The 16,941-nt window shown below is 64.7% G+C and carries 18 protein-coding genes; 10 read left to right on the top strand and 8 right to left on the bottom strand.

The genetic code is table 11. The features are described 5' to 3' along the window. Positions 1-30 precede the first annotated feature (30 nt). From KM031_RS08480 to KM031_RS08470, 3 genes are all read left to right on the top strand, one after another. Positions 31-1,434 carry an aldehyde dehydrogenase family protein gene (locus KM031_RS08480; RefSeq protein WP_215506293.1) on the top strand — a complete coding sequence of 468 codons (1,404 nt, stop codon included), beginning with the start codon at positions 31-33 and terminating at the stop codon, positions 1,432-1,434. Between the two features lie 61 nt (positions 1,435-1,495). Next, a complete protein-coding gene (locus tag KM031_RS08475) occupies positions 1,496-3,205 on the top strand; it encodes an AMP-binding protein (RefSeq protein WP_215506294.1) in 1,710 nt (569 codons plus the stop codon). Between the two features lie 62 nt (positions 3,206-3,267). Beyond that, a complete protein-coding gene (locus tag KM031_RS08470) occupies positions 3,268-3,867 on the top strand; it encodes a LolA family protein (RefSeq protein ID WP_215506295.1) in 600 nt (199 codons plus the stop codon). A 44-nt stretch (positions 3,868-3,911) separates the two neighbouring features. Here KM031_RS08470 and KM031_RS08465 read toward each other — a convergent pair whose 3' ends face one another. After that, positions 3,912-4,499 carry a transglycosylase SLT domain-containing protein gene (locus KM031_RS08465; RefSeq protein WP_215506296.1) on the bottom strand — a complete coding sequence of 196 codons (588 nt, stop codon included), beginning with the start codon at positions 4,497-4,499 and terminating at the stop codon, positions 3,912-3,914. A 198-nt stretch (positions 4,500-4,697) separates the two neighbouring features. On the opposite strand from KM031_RS08465, the gene hspQ reads away from it, so the two are divergent. After that, a complete protein-coding gene (gene hspQ / locus KM031_RS08460; protein ID WP_215506297.1) occupies positions 4,698-5,024 on the top strand; it encodes a heat shock protein HspQ in 327 nt (108 codons plus the stop codon). Between the two features lie 12 nt (positions 5,025-5,036). Here the strand turns inward: hspQ and KM031_RS08455 are convergent, their stop codons facing one another. The 3 genes from KM031_RS08455 to KM031_RS08445 all read right to left on the bottom strand — a co-directional run bounded on the left by KM031_RS08455 (position 5,037) and on the right by KM031_RS08445 (position 7,615). Then, a complete protein-coding gene (locus KM031_RS08455) occupies positions 5,037-6,614 on the bottom strand; it encodes a gamma-glutamyltransferase family protein (RefSeq protein ID WP_215506298.1) in 1,578 nt (525 codons plus the stop codon). Positions 6,615-6,831: 217 nt separating this feature from the next. Then, complete coding sequence (locus tag KM031_RS08450) at positions 6,832-7,290, bottom strand: ATP-binding protein (protein ID WP_215506299.1); 459 nt, start codon at positions 7,288-7,290, stop codon at positions 6,832-6,834. Beyond that, positions 7,280-7,615, bottom strand: a complete 336-nt coding sequence (locus tag KM031_RS08445) for an STAS domain-containing protein (RefSeq protein ID WP_215506300.1) — start codon at positions 7,613-7,615, stop codon at positions 7,280-7,282. The genes KM031_RS08450 and KM031_RS08445 overlap by 11 nt, the downstream gene beginning before the upstream one ends. Before the next feature lie 102 nt (positions 7,616-7,717). Between KM031_RS08445 and msrC the strand changes: the two genes are divergently transcribed. The 6 genes from msrC to KM031_RS08415 are packed head-to-tail and all read left to right on the top strand — an operon-like array spanning position 7,718 to position 11,953. After that, complete coding sequence (gene msrC / locus KM031_RS08440; RefSeq protein ID WP_215506301.1) at positions 7,718-8,176, top strand: free L-methionine (R)-S-oxide reductase MsrC; 459 nt, start codon at positions 7,718-7,720, stop codon at positions 8,174-8,176. After that, positions 8,166-8,930 (top strand): GFA family protein, encoded by a 765-nt coding sequence (locus KM031_RS08435; RefSeq protein ID WP_215506302.1) that lies wholly within the window; start codon positions 8,166-8,168, stop codon positions 8,928-8,930. Before msrC ends, KM031_RS08435 begins: the two co-directional genes overlap by 11 nt. A gap of 60 nt (positions 8,931-8,990) precedes the next feature. Further along, on the top strand, positions 8,991-9,752 hold the full coding sequence (locus KM031_RS08430) for a DeoR/GlpR family DNA-binding transcription regulator (RefSeq protein WP_215506303.1): 762 nt from the start codon (positions 8,991-8,993) through the stop codon (positions 9,750-9,752). Positions 9,753-9,767: 15 nt separating this feature from the next. Continuing rightward, complete coding sequence (locus KM031_RS08425) at positions 9,768-10,394, top strand: LysE family translocator (protein ID WP_215506304.1); 627 nt, start codon at positions 9,768-9,770, stop codon at positions 10,392-10,394. A 9-nt stretch (positions 10,395-10,403) separates the two neighbouring features. Then, positions 10,404-11,300 (top strand): homocysteine S-methyltransferase family protein, encoded by an 897-nt coding sequence (locus KM031_RS08420; protein WP_215506305.1) that lies wholly within the window; start codon positions 10,404-10,406, stop codon positions 11,298-11,300. Beyond that, a complete protein-coding gene (locus KM031_RS08415; protein ID WP_215506306.1) occupies positions 11,300-11,953 on the top strand; it encodes an RluA family pseudouridine synthase in 654 nt (217 codons plus the stop codon). Before KM031_RS08420 ends, KM031_RS08415 begins: the two co-directional genes overlap by 1 nt. A 10-nt stretch (positions 11,954-11,963) precedes the next feature. On the opposite strand, the gene KM031_RS08410 is transcribed toward KM031_RS08415, so the two are convergent. The 4 genes from KM031_RS08410 to KM031_RS08395 form a co-directional block, all read right to left on the bottom strand. Then, positions 11,964-12,395 (bottom strand): hypothetical protein, encoded by a 432-nt coding sequence (locus KM031_RS08410; protein ID WP_215506307.1) that lies wholly within the window; start codon positions 12,393-12,395, stop codon positions 11,964-11,966. Between the two features lies 1 nt (position 12,396). Next, a complete protein-coding gene (locus KM031_RS08405) occupies positions 12,397-12,756 on the bottom strand; it encodes a glycine zipper domain-containing protein (protein ID WP_215506308.1) in 360 nt (119 codons plus the stop codon). A gap of 10 nt (positions 12,757-12,766) precedes the next feature. Next, positions 12,767-14,776, bottom strand: coding sequence for an AI-2E family transporter (locus KM031_RS08400; RefSeq protein ID WP_215506309.1), 2,010 nt, complete (start codon positions 14,774-14,776; stop codon positions 12,767-12,769). 92 nt (positions 14,777-14,868) lie between these two features. After that, the gene (locus KM031_RS08395) at positions 14,869-16,854 is read right to left on the bottom strand and encodes an oxidoreductase (RefSeq protein ID WP_215506310.1); all 1,986 of its coding nucleotides are present in this window, start codon (positions 16,852-16,854) and stop codon (positions 14,869-14,871) included. Positions 16,855-16,941: the final 87 nt, after the last annotated feature.

Raw genomic sequence — 16,941 nt, 5'->3', positions numbered from 1 at the left:
ACATCTTTTCGCAAAATGGAGGAAAAGCGAATGGCTGACTATAAACTGCTCATCAATGGGGCGCTGGTCGACGGGGATGCGGTGATGGAGGTCATCAACCCCGCGACCGAAGAGGTTCTGGCGCACTGCCCGCGCGGGTCGGCGGCACAGATGAATGCGGCGGTGGCGGCGGCAAAGGCGGCCTTTCCGGGCTGGGCGGCCCGCCCGCTGACCGAACGCCGGGCGATGATCCTTGCACTGGCAGACCGGCTGGAGGCAGAGGCCGACAGTTTCGCGCGGCTGCTGACACAGGAACAGGGCAAACCGCTGACCGAAGCCTCGGCCGAGATCCTGTATACCTGCGCCTTCATCCGGCATCTGGCGGGTTATGATCTGCCGGTGAAGGTGATCGAGGACAATGAGACCCGGCTGGTGGAGCAGCATCGCCGCCCTCTGGGCGTGGTGGGCGCGATCATCCCGTGGAACTTCCCGATCCTGATCGTGGCCTTCAAGGCGCCGCTGGCCTTGCTGGCGGGCAATACGCTGGTGATCAAACCGGCACCGACGACGCCGCTGGCCACGCTGAAGCTGGGCGAGATCATGGCCGAGGTGTTTCCGGCGGGCGTGGTGAACATCGTCACCGACCTGAATGATCTGGGCGCAATGCTGACGGCGCACCCGGATGTGGCGAAAATCTCGTTCACCGGATCCAGCGCCACCGGGCAGAAGGTCATGGCCAGTGCGGCGGGTACCATCAAGCGGCTGACGCTGGAACTGGGCGGCAATGATGCGGCCATCGTGCTGCCGGGGGCAGACCCCGAAACCGCCGCGCCGGGCATCTTTGGCGGCGCCTTCCTGAATGCCGGGCAGGTGTGCCTGGCGATCAAGCGGGTCTATGTCCACGATTCGATCTATGACGACATCTGTTCGCGTCTGGCCCGTCTGGCCGATGCGGCGGTGGTGGATGACGGGCTGAAACAGGGCACGACCATCGGCCCGGTGCAGAACCGCACGCAGTTTGAAAAGCTGAAGGAGTTTCTGGCCGATGCCAAGGCCAGCGGCCGCATCATCGCAGGTGGCGCGGTCGAGGATCGGCCCGGCTTCTTCATCCGCCCGACCATCGTGGCGGATGTCGATGACGATGCGCGCATCGTGCAGGAAGAACAGTTCGGCCCGATCCTGCCGGTGGTGCGCTACAGCGATACCGAAACCGCGCTGGCACGGGCGAATGCCTCGCCTTGGGGGCTGGGTGGGTCTGTCTGGGGGCAGGACCGCGAGGCGGCGCGGGCTGTGGCACTGCGGATGGAAAGTGGCACGGTCTGGATCAACAAACATCTGGATTTTGGCCCGAACATGCCGTTCGGCGGGGCCAAACAATCGGGCATCGGGGTGGAGTTCGCAGAAGAAGGGCTGGCCGAATTCACCCAGTTGCATATCGTGAACGAAGCCCGCTGAGGCAGGCACAAGGGGGGCGGGCCGTTGAGGAGCGGCCCGCCCGCTCGGGGGAGGAACCAGAATGATCTATACCGAAGCGCCGCGACCGGGCGGCGAGGCACGGGTGCAGGGCGCAAGCCAGCCGCCGCTGCTGCATGACACCATTCCCGCAGCGCTGGCGCGCTGTGCCGCCGAAAACCCGCAGGGTGAGGGGCTGATCTTTACCGACCGCGACCTGCGACTGACATGGCAGCAATTGGCCGAGGCGGTGGACCGGCTGGCCACGGGCCTGTTGGACCTTGGCCTTGCACGTGGCGACAGGGTGGGCATCTGGGCCCCGAACCGCCCGGAATGGGTGCTGACGCAATTCGCCACCGCGCGCATCGGGGCGATTCTGGTCAATGTGAATCCGGCTTACCGGCTGGGCGAGCTGGACTATGCCTTGCGCCATGTCGGGGTGCGGGCGCTGATTGCAGCGGACAGGTTCAAATCGTCGGATTATCTGGCGATGCTGGCCGACCTTGCGCCCGAGCTTGGCACTTGCGCGCCCGGTGCGCTGGTGTCGGCGCGGCTGCCCGATCTGCGGCTGGTGATCCGCATGGGGGCAGGGGACAGCGCCGGGATGCTGAATTTCGATCACATCGCCGCAACCCCCGCCGATCCGGCGCGGCTGGCGCGGGCCACGGCGGCGCTGTCGCCCGATGATGCGATCAACATCCAGTTCACCTCGGGCACCACCGGCCTGCCGAAAGGGGCCACGCTCAGCCATCGCAACATCCTCAACAATGCGCAATTCGTGACCGGGCGGATGAATTTCACCGCCGCCGACCGGCTGTGCATTCCGGTGCCGCTGTATCACTGTTTCGGCATGGTGATGGGCGTGCTGGGCTGTGTGACGTGTGGTGCGGCCATGGTGTTTCCGGGCGAGGGCTTTGACGCCGATGCCACGCTGGCCACGGTGGCGGATGAACGCTGCACCGCGCTGTATGGTGTGCCCACGATGTTCTCGACCATGCTCGCGGCGGAAAGTTTTGTGCATCACGATCTGGGCAGCCTGCGCACCGGCATCATGGCCGGCGCGCCCTGTCCCATCGAGGTGATGAAACGCGTGCAGACCGAAATGCACATGACCGAGGTGACCATCGCCTATGGCATGACCGAAACCTCGCCCGTGTCGTTCCAGTCGCTGACCGATGATCCGGTCGACAAACGCGTGTCGACGGTGGGCCGCATCCATCCGCATCTGGAGGTGAAGCTGGTGAACGAGCAGGGTACCACCGTCGCCGTGGGCGAGATCGGCGAGCTTTGCACCCGCGGTTATTCGGTCATGCGTGGCTATTGGGGCGAACCGGGCAAGACCGCCGAGGCGATTGACGAGGAAGGCTGGATGCACACCGGCGATCTGGCGGTGCTGGATGCGGCTGGCTATTGCAGCATCGTGGGGCGGCTGAAAGACATGCTGATCCGTGGCGGTGAAAACATCTATCCGCGTGAGGTGGAGGAGTATCTGTTCCGTCACCCTGCCGTGCAGACCGCGCAGGTGTTTGGCGTGCCGGATGCCAAGTTCGGCGAAGAGGTCTGCGCCTGGATCGTGCTGAAACCTGGCCAAAGCGCCACCGAGGCCGAGATCCGCGAATTCTGTCGCGGCCAGATGGCGCATTACAAGGTGCCCCGCCATGTGCGGTTCAAAGCCGACCTGCCGATGACGGTCACGGGAAAGGCGCAGAAATTTGTGATGCGCGATGCGATGATTGCCGAGCTGACGGCGGCGCAGACCGAAAAATCAGGCTGATCTCGCCGCATCGTGAGGGCGGGGGGGATGCAAGCGGGCGCGGGGATCGTTATATTCGGGGCATGAAACCGTTCCGCGCCCTTCTGGCCCCGCTCGCCCTTCTTGCGCTTGCCCTGCCCGCGCAGGCCGAGAAGATCTCTCTCAATGCGATTTCCGGCTATCTCAACAAACTGACGACGGCCGAGGCAGAGTTCACCCAGGTGAATGCCGATGGCAGCATCGGCACCGGCAAGCTGTTCATCAAACGCCCGGGCCGGGTGCGGTTTGAATATGCCAAACCGGACCGCAGCCTTGTCATGGCCAGCGCTGGCAATGTGGCGATTTTCGATAACAAGTCGAACCAGCCGCCCGAGCAATACCCGCTCGACAAGACGCCGCTGAACCTGATCCTGGCGGAAAATGTCGATCTGGGGCGCGCCAAGATGGTGATCGGCCACCGCGAGGATGGCAATACCACCCGCGTGGTCGCACAAGACCCGAAGCACCCGGAATATGGCTCGATCGAGATGGTGTTCACCGCCAATCCGGTCGAGTTGCGGCAATGGGTGATCACCGATGATGCCGGTGGCCAGACGACGGTGATCCTTGGCGAGATGACCAAGGGCAAGAACTACAACACCACGCTGTTCAACATCGCTCTGGAAATGGAACGCCGCAAGTAAAGTGCAGGGGCGCGCGCTGTCTGCGCCTCCTCTTGCTTCCGGGTTCAGTTCCGACCGCAGCCCGAAAGCTGTGCGGCATAAGTCTGCGAGCGGGTCTGCACGCGGGCCGCCACATCCACCAGCCAGCTTTTTGCATTGTAGCTGCCATTGGCAAAGCCGGTCCGGCCTTCGTGATAGGCAAGATACTGGTCGCGCGCATTCCATTTGGGTACGCCCAGCCGTTTTTCGGTGCCATCCATGTACCAACCCATGAAATCGGTCGCGTCCTCGATCCGGTCACGGCGGGCGCTGCGGCGGCGGGTTTCTTGCTGGTATTCCTCCCAGGTGCCATCGAGAGCTTGGCTATATCCATAGGCCGTGCTTTGGCGCCCCATCGGAATGATGCCCAGGGCAAACCGATGCGGGGTCTGCGCATTGCCGATGAATTTGCTTTCCTGATGGATCGTCGCCATCTGGACGTGGATCGGGATGCCCCAGCGGCGCTCCGTCGCCTTCATGGCACGATAGTATTCAGGCCGCTCACGCAGAATCGCGCAGGCGTCGTCCAGGTTACGGGGCGCCGAAAATCTGCCGCCACCTCCACAGGAGGCCAATAGCAACAGAAGGATCGACGCACGGAGAAGTCTGCTCATCTGCCCCTCGCGTTCTTTGTTTTTTGAGAGGATAGGGTAAATCCGGGGGCGGGGAAATGGGGCGCAAGGGCCTTTTGCATCAGAATTGCGCGAGCACACTGTCGGGACGGGGGCCACAGACTGTTTCCCTGATTCGCCACCGCCCGTGTGGACGTTCCCGAGCCAAAGGATTATTAAAGTTGGTGGGGGACTGATCCGATGTTGAAGACGCAGGCCAAATATCATCTGGGGCAGGTGCTGCGACATCGCAAGCACCCGTTTCGGGGTGTCGTGTTTGATGTCGACGCGATGTTCTCCAACACCGAAGAATGGTATGCGGCCATCCCCGAAGAAAGCCGCCCGTCGAAAGACCAGCCGTTCTATCATCTGCTGGCCGAAAACGACCAAAGTTACTATGTCGCCTATGTATCAGAGCAGAATCTGGTCCCGGATGACACGGGCGAGCCTGTCGATCACCCGGATCTGCACGATCTGTTCGGGGATTTCGAGGATGGGCGCTATCCGCTCCAGTTCCAGCTGAACTGAAGCGGACAGGGTTCAGTAGCCAAGCGCGCAGCCATCCTTGCGCGGGTCCGACGCGCCTTCCAGAATGCCGCTGTCCAGAATGCGAATGGCTTGTGCCCCGCCAATCGGTTCATCCGCCGCGACGACCTTGTGCCCCATTTCGGTCAGGGCGGTGGCGGTCTCGGGGCTGTAGCCCGTTTCCAGCTTGAAGCCCTCGGCCGTGGTAAAGCAGCGCGGCCCGTCGATGGCGCTTTGCAGATCCATGCCGAAATCGCACAGGTTGCTGACAAAGCGGGCGTGGCCACAGGGCTGATATGCGCCACCCATCACGCCGAACGGCATGGTGACGCGGCCCTGCGCGGCCAACATGCCCGGAATGATGGTGTGCATCGGGCGTTTGCCGCCCGCCGCCTCGTTCGCATGGCCGGGGGTCAGGCTGAACCCCGCGCCGCGATTCTGGAAGTTGATGCCGAATTTCTGCGTGGCGAGGCCGGCCCCGAAGCCCCAGAAGATCGAATAGATCAGCGACACCGCCATGCGGTCGCGGTCAACGACGGTGATATAGACGGTATCCTTGTGCACCGCCTCGCTCAGCGGTGCGGGATCGGCCATGGCGCGGCGCGGATCAATCAGCGCGGCCAGGCGGCTGGCGGTTTCGGGGGCAAGCATATGCGCGAGGCGCGTGGTGTGATCGGGGTCGGCCAGAAAGCGGTTGCGCGCATCATAGGCAAGCTTGCTGGCCTCGGCCTCGATATGCGCGCGCTGGGCGCCGAACGGGTCCATCGCGGCCAGATCGAATTGCGACAGGATGTTGAGCAGCAACAGCGCAGTCGCGCCCTGGCCGTTCGGCGGATGTTCCAGCAGATCCACCTCTTTGTAGGTGGTCTGCACCGGATCTGTGTAAAAGCTTGCAACGGCGGCCAGATCCTCATGCGTATGACAGCCGCCCAGCGCGCGGAGCGAGGTGATCATGTCATCTGCCACCTCGCCCTCGTAAAATCCGGCGCGGCCTTCGCGGGCGACGCGGCGCAATACCTCGGCCTGACCGGGCGCGCGGAAGATCTGGCCGATCTGTGGCGCGGCACCGTTCAGAAGGTAAAAGCGGCGGGCATCGCCTTGCAGGATGGCGGCATCTTCGGCCCAGTCGCGGGCGACGCGGGGTGCCACTGGCACGCCCTCTTCGGCATAATGGACGGCGGGGGCCAGAAGATCCGCCAGCGGCAGCTTGCCCCAATCGGCATTCAGGCGGCAGAACGCATCCATTGCGCCGGGCAAGGTGACCGGCGCAATGCCGTGAATGGGCATGGTGGTCAGCCCCTCTGCCCGCAGCACCGCCGCAGACAGGGCCGCAGGCGCACAGCCCGACCCGTTCAGCCCGATAACGCGGTCTTCGCCTGCGGGTTTCATCAGTATGAAGCAGTCACCCCCGATGCCGGTCATCTGTGGTTCGCAGATCCCCAGCAACACCGCCCCGGCAATCGCGGCATCGGCGGCATTGCCCCCGGCTTGCAGCACATCCAGCGCGACCTTGGCCGCAAGCGGGTGGGACGTGGCGCAGACGCCGTTGGTGGCATAAACCGCCGAGCGGCCCGGACGCTGAAAATCACGCATATGTCTCTCCCTGTTAAGGAGAGACTAGGCATGGGACCGGCCAAGGGGAAGAGCCTCGGCACCGCGATCTGGGTGGGGGCAATTGTTCGCGGCGCCGAGGGAAGCCTTATGCAGCTACACCGCCATCTGTGACGGATTCACGCGGCAACTTTACGGGGAAAATACGGCAAATCTGCGCCAGATTGCCCATTCGCACAACAATACGCCCGATTGCCGGTCACTGTGACGCATCCACGCGAAAGCTGAACGTGTTCAGATCCTGCCGACGGACATAGGCCAGATCCCGCGCGAGACTACGAATCAGGTGCCAGCCAAAGCCGCCCTCGGGCAGATCGTCATCGCGCAGGCGGCGCAACTGGCCTTGCGGCAGTTCCAGGCCGGGCATCGGGCGGCCCCCATCATGGATCTGGCACAGCAGGCGGTCCGCCAGAACTTCGACCTGCACGGTGATATGGCCGCCGTGCCCGCCATAGGCATGTTCGACGATATTGTTCAGCACCTCGGCCAGCACGATTTCGGCGGTGTCGCGGGTGGTGGGGCCGAAGGACTGAAGCGCAGGGTGGTGGAACAGCTGCCCCAAGGCCTCGCGCACCGCCAGCGGCGTGGCCATCAGGCTGTGCCGTATCACCTGCCCGGACATCAGGGGCGCGGCGCGCTGGGCGGTTTCAGCCCGCATCCCGCAGCTCTTCGGGCAGGGCCGGGTGGATGGTGAAAACCGAATCCATCCGGGTCAGCCGGAACACCTTTTCCACCGACGGGCTCAGCCCCGACAATTCCAGCCTGCAATCGGGGCCGAGCAGCTTCATCACCGCGACCACCGCGCCCAGCCCCGAACTGTCCAGAAACAGCACGCGCGACATGTCCAGCATCACCCGGCGCGGGCCATGGGCCGCAAGCGCGCGCATCCGGTCCTTGAACTGAATCGCCCCGGCGGCATCAATCCGGTCCTCCAGCACCTGCACCAGCAGCAGCCCCGATGTTTCCTTCGCCAAAAGCTCCATTTCCCGTCCTTTCCTGACTATGACTTGCAGGCTATGGCGGGATCGTTAGCATTCCGTAAGCAGCGCCGGTTTTTCCGCACCGCGCCAACCGCAGGATCCGACATGACGCTTGATTATCCCCACCTCGCCCGGCAACTTGACGCGCTGTGCCATGGCGAAACCGATACGGTTGCCCTGATGGCAACCGTGGTCTGCGAATTGCATCACGCCCATCCGCTGTCGGACTGGACCGGGTTCTACCGGGTCACTGCGCCCGATCTGTTGAAGATCGGCCCCTATCAGGGCGGGCATGGCTGTCTGGTCATCCCGTTTTCGCGCGGGGTATGCGGCGCTGCGGCGCGGCTGGGCCAGCCGCAGCTCGTGCCGGATGTCGACCTGTTCCCCGGCCATATCGCCTGCGCCTCCTCCACCCGGTCGGAACTGGTGCTGCCGGTCTGGAACGGGGCGGGCCGGTTGCTGGGCGTGCTGGATCTGGACAGCAATACCGAAGCCGCCTTTACCGATGAGGATGTGCAGCAGTTGACCGCGATCCTTGCGGCGGTTTTCCGCGATGCAGTCTGAAACCCATCGCGGCGGCTGCCTGTGCGGCGCGGTCAGATTCGAGGCAGATGCCCCGCTGCGAGATGTGGTGGCCTGCCATTGCACACAATGCCGCAAGGCTTCGGGGCATGTCTGGGCGGCCACCTCGGTGCCCTTGGAGCGGTTTCGGCTGACTGAACAGGCCGGGCTGGTGTGGTATCGCTCGTCCCCTGCGGCGCAGCGCGGTCATTGCGGGCGCTGTGGCGCGACCCTGTTCTGGCTGCCCGAAGGCGAAGGGCGGATGTCGCTGTCGCCGGGGGCGCTGGACGGGCCAGCCGGCATTGCCATGGACGAGCATATCTATACCGGGGATGGCAGCGATTATGATCCCGAAAGCACCGCCCCCGCTGCGGCGGCAACCACACCGCTGACGGCAAACTGTCTGTGTGGAGATTGTTGTTTCAGCCTGCCCGGCCCCGCCGGGGCGATCACCGCCTGTCATTGCAGCGCCTGTCGCAAGCTTTCGGGCCATTATGCCGCCAGTTTTGCGGTACCAGAGGTGGATCTGGCGTGGCAGCGGCGCGAATCCCTCGCCGAATATGACCTGCCATCAGGCGGGCAGCACGGCTTCTGCGCACGCTGCGGATCCAGCCTGTATCAACGCGCCGAGGGCGGCTTTGCCGTTGCGGCGGGGGCGATCAACGGGGCGACGGGCGGCCATCTGGCAGCACATCTCGGGCTGGACGAGAAGGGCGACTATTATGATCTGCCACCGGCGGCAGGGCGCCATGACTGAACGCCGCGCATGACATTTCTGTAAAGCTGTGGCACCACTCGGAAAAAGGGGAGGCGTTCCGTGGCGCTGAGTTTCCGGCAGACCGAGATTCTGGCAATTGCCCGCAGCGAAGGCCGCGTGGTGGTAGAGGTGCTGGCCGAACGCTTTGGCGTGACGCTGCAGACCATCCGACGCGACCTGACCGAACTGTCCGATGCGGGCCATCTGGACCGTGTGCATGGCGGTGCCGTGATCCGCACCGGCGTCAGCAATATCGGCTATGAAGAGCGGCGCGGCATGCATGATGCGGCCAAGGCGGCCATCGGGCGGGCCTGTGCGCAGGCGATCCCCGACAATTGCTCGATGATCCTCAATCTGGGCACCACGACCGAGGCGGTGGCGCGGGAATTGCTGCATCACCGCGAAATCACCGTTGTCACAAACAACATGAATGTGGCCAATATCCTTGTGGCCAATGCCTCCTGCGAGATCATGGTGGCCGGGGGGGCGTTGCGGCGCACCGATGGCGGGCTGGTGGGCGATCTGACCAGCCAGTTCATGGAACAGTTCAAGGTGGATTATGGCATCATCGGCATTTCGGCACTGGACAAGGATGGCGATCTGCTGGACTTCGATCTGAACGAGGTGCGGGTGTCCAAGGCGATCATCCGCCAGTCGCGCAAGGTGTATCTGGTGACGGATGCGTCGAAACTGGCGCGCTCGGCCCCGGCGCGGCTGGCAAGCCTTGCCGATGTCGATGCGATCTTCACCGATCAGCCGCTGCCGGAACCGCTGATGAAACGCTGCGCCGATTGGGGCACCGAGGTTCACGTCGCGGGCTGAGCGGCGGAAAGGAAGATGATGCTGGATCTGCTGTTCGCCTTTCCGCCTGCACAGCTGGCGGCGTTTCTGCTGGCGGGTATCGCGCTGAACCTGACGCCGGGGGCGGATGTGATCTTTGCCACCGCCTCGGGGCTGGCAGGCGGGCCACGGGCCGGGGCGGTGGCGGGTGTCGGTGTCGGGTTGGGCGGGCTGCTGCATGTCGGTCTGGCCGCCGCGGGCGTCAGCGCCCTGCTGGCCAGCCACCCCGAGGCGTTGACCGCGCTGAAATGGGCCGGGGCCGCCTATCTGCTGTATCTGGCGTGGAAAAGCTGGCGCGCGGGTGATCCGGTTGCGGCGGGACGCGGCGTGGCCGCGCCGCTGCGGGCGCTGGGGCGCGGCTTTCTGACCAATGCGCTGAACCCCAAGGTTGCGCTGTTCGTGCTGGCCTTTCTGCCGCAATTCACCCTGCCCGAGCTTGGCCCGATCTGGCAGCAGATCGTGATGCTTGGCCTCTTGTTCTGCCTGACGGGAACGATCATTACTGCCGGTTATGGCGCGCTTGCCGGATGGATGGGGCAGGCGCTCGGCCCGCGCATGGGCGTGATGAACAAGCTCGCGGCCCTGCTGTTTGGCGGATTGGCGGCGAAGCTGGTTCTGGATTGAGGGAAACGGATGGCACGGATCACGCTTCTGGATGGCGGCATGGGGCAAGAGCTGGTGGCGCGCTCTGGCGATGCGTCGACGCCGCTGTGGGCGACGCGGGTGATGCTGGATCATCCGGGCCTCGTCCGCGCGATCCATGACGATTACTTTGCCGCCGGGGCGACGGTGGCCACCACCAACACCTATGCGATCCACCATGACCGGCTGGAGCGTTTCGGGCTGGATGACCAGTTTGCCGCGCTGCATATGGCGGCGCTGGCGCAGGCTGAAGACGCGCGCGCGGCACATGGGTCGGGGCGGATTGCAGGCTCGATCGGGCCGCTGGTCGCAAGTTACCGGGTGGAGGTCGCACTTCCGGTGGCCGAGGCCGCGCCCAAGGTGGCCGAAATTGCCCGGCTGATCGCGCCGCATGTGGATGTGATCCTGCTGGAAACGCTGTCGTCGCTGTTGCAGGTCGAAGGCGCGTTGCAAGGGGCGGCACAGGCGGGTCTGCCGGTCTGGCTGTCGGTCACCGTGCATGACCGCGCGGGCGGCACCCTGCGGTCGGGCGAGCCGCTGGCCGATCTGGCGCCGCTGATTGCCACCTACAAACCTGCTGCCGTGCTGGCGAACTGTTCGGTGCCCGAGGCTATGGCGGATGCGCTGTCGGCGCTGGCGGGTTTTGGTCTGCCGTTCGGGGCCTATGCCAATGGCTTTACCCATATTTCCGACGGGTTCCTGCAAGAGGCCCCGACCGTGGCCGAACTGACGCATCGCCATGACCTGACACCCGAAAAATATGCCGATTTCGCGATGGGCTGGGTGGCGCAGGGGGCAACCATCGTGGGCGGCTGTTGTGATGTCGGCCCCGCGCATATTGCCGAACTGGCGGCGCGGCTGCGGGCGGCGGGGCATGAGATCGTCTGATGCCGCCCTATGAATACAATCCACCGGACGAGCCGCTGCGCATCCTGCACCACGATTCCGCGCTGCTGATCGTCGACAAACCGGCGGGGCTTCTGTCGGTGCCGGGCAAGGATCCGGGCAAGGAAGATTGCCTGATCGACCGGCTGCGCCGTGTCTTTCCCGAGGTGTTGCTGGTGCATCGGCTGGATTGCGATACATCCGGTGTGATGGTGTTTGCCCTGACCAAGGCGGCGCAGGGCAATCTGGGCCAGCAGTTTGAAAAGCGGCAGACCAAGAAGATCTACCTCGCGCGCCTCTGGGGGCATCTGGAGCCGAAAGAGGGCACGGTGGATCTGCCGCTTTGCGTGGATTGGCCCAATCGCCCGCGCCAGCATGTGAACCACGAGATCGGCAAACCGGCGGTCACCGATTACCGCGTGATCCGGCATGACGGCAAAACCACGCGGGTGCGGCTGATGCCGCAGACCGGGCGCAGCCATCAGCTGCGCGTGCATATGCTGGAATTGGGTCACCCTATCCTGGGCGATCTGATCTATGCGACGGGCGAGGCGCGTGACGCCTATCCGCGCATGATGCTGCATGCCGAAAGCCTGCGCCTGCGCCACCCGGAAACCGGCAAGAGCATCACCTATTCGGTGCCCTGCCCGTTCTAGGTGCCGCAGATCACTTGCGCAGTTTCAGGGCCAGCAGCAGCCCGCCAATAAACGCGCCCAGCAGTGGCAGGGCCGGGGCCCGCGCGATGGTTTTGGGCAGCTGTGCCAACAAGTTGGCGGCTTCGGCCTGTGCCTTGCGCGCTTCGGCCTCGGCCCGTGCGACCTGAAGCGCCAGCGCATCAGAGGGGCGCGGCTTGCGGCTGGCCAGCGCCAGCAGGATCAGCGCCAGCACCACGAAGCCGCCGCCCATCCAGAGCGAGGCCTGCACCGGCCCGAGCCAGTGGTGCAAGGCACTCCAGCCTGCGGCGGTCAGGAAACCCGCACCGATCAGCAACAGCAGCAGCGCCACCACCATCAGGGCAAACTTGCGCGCGGTCTGTTCGGCCCGGCGGGCCGCCGACTGTGTGGCGATCTGCGCCAGAAGCCGCATCAGGGCAAACATCTCAGCGGCGTCCCAGCAACAACCCGAACAGCAGGCCAAGCCCTGCCGCAATGCCCAGTGATTTCAGGGGATTGGCCTGCACATAGGCGCGGGCCTCCTCCACACCATCCTCGGCGCGGCCTGCCATCGCCTCGCCCTGCGCATAGATCCGCTGCGCCTCGGCCTTAACGGTATCCGCGATGGTAGCTCCCTGGTTGGCACCCAGATCGGCCAGGCTTTGCACGATGCGGGCCAGATCCTTTTGCAGATCGGCAATCTGGCCATGCAGGCGCTCTGCCTCGGATCCGGCGAGGCTGTCCTGCGCGGCGGCAGCGGCGTCTTTCACGGTTTCGGCGGCTTTTTCGGCGGGGGAACGGGCCATGGTCTTTTCCTTAACTGGGCACGGCGCTGCGTGCGCTGCGACTGCGCGGTTTGGCGCGACTGGGTTTGGGGTCGGGTTTGGGCAGGGGGCGCGGCGCGTCCTCGGCCACGGCGGCGAGCATCAGCGGCTCCATCGCAGTGGCGGCAAAATCGGCACCGATCTCTTCGGCCTCGGACAGTTTGGCGGGCTGCACACTTTTCAGCAGCACCTGATCCTCGCCATTGCCTGCGGCGGTTTCGGGCATTTGCCAGATCACCACACCGACGCGCAGATGCGGCATCGCCCGCTTCAGCCGCCGGATATGCAGCAGCGACGCGCGCGACGGCGCAGGATCGAGAAAACACATCACCACGCTGTCGCGGGTTTCCAGATCCAGCGCCGCAATCCGCGCGGGGGACAGATCGCTGTGCGGGCGGTGATCGGTTTCGGCCCCTTCTGCGGCCAAGGCCTGCGACAGCATCGCCGCCGTCACATCATCCAGTGCTGACCGGCCGCCGATACACAAGATGCGCCTCCCGGCCCCGATCAAGGGCGGCGGGGCATCGGCATCATCCGAGGGGGCGGTGGTGCTGGCCTCTTCCAGCTCCTCGCCCACGACCACCTGCAAATTGTCCACCATGCCCATGGCGATGCCCGCCAGTCGGGTTTCCTGTTCCGTGGTCAGAACCCCGCGCGACCAATCCGCCTGAGCGAGGATCAGCGCCGGAATGCCGGTATCGCGGTAATAATCGGCCAGCCAGTTTTCCTCTAACGCTTCTTCAGCGCGGAAGGTCGCCTCGATCGTGTCGCCCGCCAGCCAGCGCTGATAGAGCCGGGCATGGGGGGCCAGCACGGGTTCATCGCCAAACAGAATGTCGAACAGTTCGAACTGCGGAATATGTCGGCCCAGCACCACCAGACACACCGTCAGCGGGGTTGACAGAACCAGCCCCAAAGGCCCCCAGATCCAGGTCCAGAAGATCGCCGATACGATGATGGCCAGCGGGCTGACCCCGGTGCGCGAGCCATAGAGCCAAGGCTCGATCATATTCGAGGTGATCAGCTCCACCACGATGAACAGGGCCGCCGTCCACAACAGCGCCGACCATTCGGGGCTGACGGCAAAGGCCAGAAACAGCGGGAACGCCGCCGACAGGACCGAGCCGATATAGGGCACAAAGCGCAACACCAGCGTCAGAAGCCCCCAGAGCAGCGCGTTGGGGACCCCGATCAGCCATAGCCCGATGCCGATGGGCAAGGCATAGATGACATTCACCAGAAGCTGGATCAGCAGGTAATTGGCCACACGGGATCCGGCTTCCTCCAGCACCTGCGTCGTGCGGTGCAGATCGTTGGAGCCGATCAACCGGATGAAACGGTCGCGCAGCTCCTCGCGTTCCAGCAGCATGAAGACCACAACAACGATGATCAGCCCGGTTGTGGCAATCGGGCTGACCAGCGGCACGACCAGTTCGGTCAGCGTGGTGACAGGGCTTTGTGGCTCCACCACCTGCACCTTCAACGGTGCATTGGTCGCCGCCGGTGCGCCTTCAGGGGCTGGGGCCTCTTCGGAGGGCAGGGCGGCGCCGATTTCGGCATTGATCGCCGTGACCATATTGGTGATGCGGCCAATGATGCCCAGCTCATCGCCTTCGGCCTGAAGGCCTTCCAGTTTGGTGATGATGTTGGACTGGAATTCCGGCAGGTTGCGCGCAAGCGTCGACAGCTGCCCCGCCACCACGAGCGAAAACAGCGCAATGGCGGTAAAGGCGGCAAATACCACGATCAGGACCGTGGCCGTCATCGGCACCCCGAAGGCGCGGATGCGGCTGACCAACGGCGACAGGGCAAAGGTCAGCAGCATGGCGATGGCCAGCGGCAGGAACACCTCTTGCCCGACATAAAGCACCGCGGCGACCGCGGCGATGGTGGCAAGGCGCGGCAGGGTGATGCGGCGGGTATGCGGTGCGTCATCGCCCTGCGCGGGCCCCTGCGCTGTGGCGGGGGTGGCGGCAGTGATCCGCAGGGCGGCATTTGGCATCGGAACACCTTGCTGAACAGAGAACGCGGCGGGGCACCACTTACGACAACGCCGATGCTAGCGCAGCGGTTTCCACCTGTCTGGAAAAACCTTTACAGCGCCAGCGCCCATTTGCGCCCTTCGTGAAAGGCATACGCGGCAAGACGAGGGGCGGCGCAATCCCCGATGCGGTGCAGGGTCTTGCCGGGCAGGGTTTCGGGAAAGGGATCGAAGGCGATATTGGTGGTGGCCATCACAAGGCCCGAGGCCGCAATCGTGACCTCCGCCCCGGTCAGCAGGCTGCGCAGCGTCGCGCCATTACCGTGCCAGCGCGCGATGATGTGTTCGGTGTGAAACTGCGCCCCGGCCCGCGCCAGACGCCCCCGCAGCGGACCATCAGCCGAGGTGCGGGTGATCTCCTTGCCGACATAGGGGTCTGGTGTGACGAGGATCACCTGCTTGCCCTGTTCGGCCAAGGCCAGCGCCGTGCCACCGCCGCGCCAGTTGCCGCCTTCGTCATAGACGATCACGGTATCGCCCAGCCGTGCCTCGCGGCGCATCACCTCTTCTGGCGACCAGACATGGCCCGCCTCCAGCCCCGGCAGTTGCGCCGCACCGGGCAGCCAGCGTTGCCGCGCCTGTGGATCGGGCAGCGATCCGGTGGCCAGCAGGATGGTCTGCGCCGGATGGGCGGCCAGATCGTCGGCCTCCAGAAAGCTGTTCAGGCGCAGGGTGACGCCCAGATTTGTGAACTGCCGTTCATACCAGTCGAGCAGATCCAGAATCTGCGCCCGGCGCGGTTGCATCCCGGCCAGCCGGAACTGCCCGCCGATCTGGGGCGCGGCTTCTGCAAGCTCTACCCGGTGGCCGCGTTCGGCGGCAGCGCGGGCGGCTTCCAGCCCTGCGGGACCTGCGCCGACCACCAGAACCTGCTGCGGCGTGGCCGAGGCGGTGAAACGGTCGCCATCCCATTCAAATTCGCGCCCCGCCGAAGGGTTGATCAGGCAGGAAATCCAGTAGTCGCGCGACCGCCGCCCCCAGCACATCTGATTGCAGGAAATGCAGCCGCGCACGTCTTCGGCCCGGCCCTCGGCGGTCTTGCGCGCCAGATGCGGGTCGGCAATCTGCCCGCGCACGATGGAGACGAGATCCGCCTGACCCGAGGCGATGATGCTTTCGGCATTGTCTGGCGTTCTGACATGCGCCTCCGAGGTGAGGGCGGCGTGTTTCACCACGCCTTTCAACAGCTCAGTCACTGGCGCGGTCAGCTTTTCCGCAAACAGGAAGGTCGGCATCAGCCGTTCAAAATCCAGATAGCCACCATGGCCGACGGTCACATAATCCACATGGCCGGTCGCGTCATGCAGGGCGATGATCTCGCTGAGCGCTTCGACCGAGAGCAGCACATCCTGCGCATCCGAGGTGGAGACGGCGAGTCCGATGATGAAATCCTCGCCACAACTGCGGCGGATGCCATCGATGATGCTGCGGGAAAAGCGGGTGCGGTTTTCCAGACTGCCGCCCCAGCGGTCATCGCGGCTGTTGCTCCATGGGGTCCAGAACTGATCCAGCAGCGAGTGATAGGCGGCCCAGACCTCGACGCCCTGAAATCCGGCGGCCTTGCAGCGGTGCGCGGCGGCAACATGCGCGGTGATCAGCTCTTCGATCTCGGCCTCTGTCATGCGATGCGAGCCATCGGAATCGTGGTAGCTCGGCCCGCCCGAGGGCGACCAGTGCGGCGCAAAGCTGAGATCGGAATCGCCATGCGCGCCAATGTGATAAAGCTGTTGCAGGATCACCGATCCGGCGGCCTTCACCTCTTCGGTGATGCGGCGGAAATGCGGGATCACGTCGTCGGACCCGTGCCGGAAATTGCCCCGGGTCAGAACACCCGTGCGATGCACCGGCATCGGTTCGGCCACGATCATGCCCGCGCCGCCCAGTGCCCGTTCCAGAAGATAGCCATGCGTGCGCGGGCCGGGCAGGCCCTGATCGGCCATGTTGTTGGTATGGGCACCGAACACGATGCGGTTGCGCAGGGTCTGATTGCGCAGCGTCAGCGGCTGCATCAGGCGGGGGTGGCGTGTCACAGGATTCATGCGGCCTCCGGTTTGGATCAAGCCTAGATCCGCTGCCCGGTGGTTGATGGCGGGCGGGCGACATCTGCGCGCCCCGAAATGTCGCAA

The organism is Gemmobacter fulvus, assembly GCF_018798885.1.
Classification (GTDB): domain Bacteria; phylum Pseudomonadota; class Alphaproteobacteria; order Rhodobacterales; family Rhodobacteraceae; genus Gemmobacter; species Gemmobacter fulvus.
The sequence above is the reverse complement of the archived record's forward strand: the minus strand, read 5'-3'. Positions and strand labels throughout refer to the sequence as shown.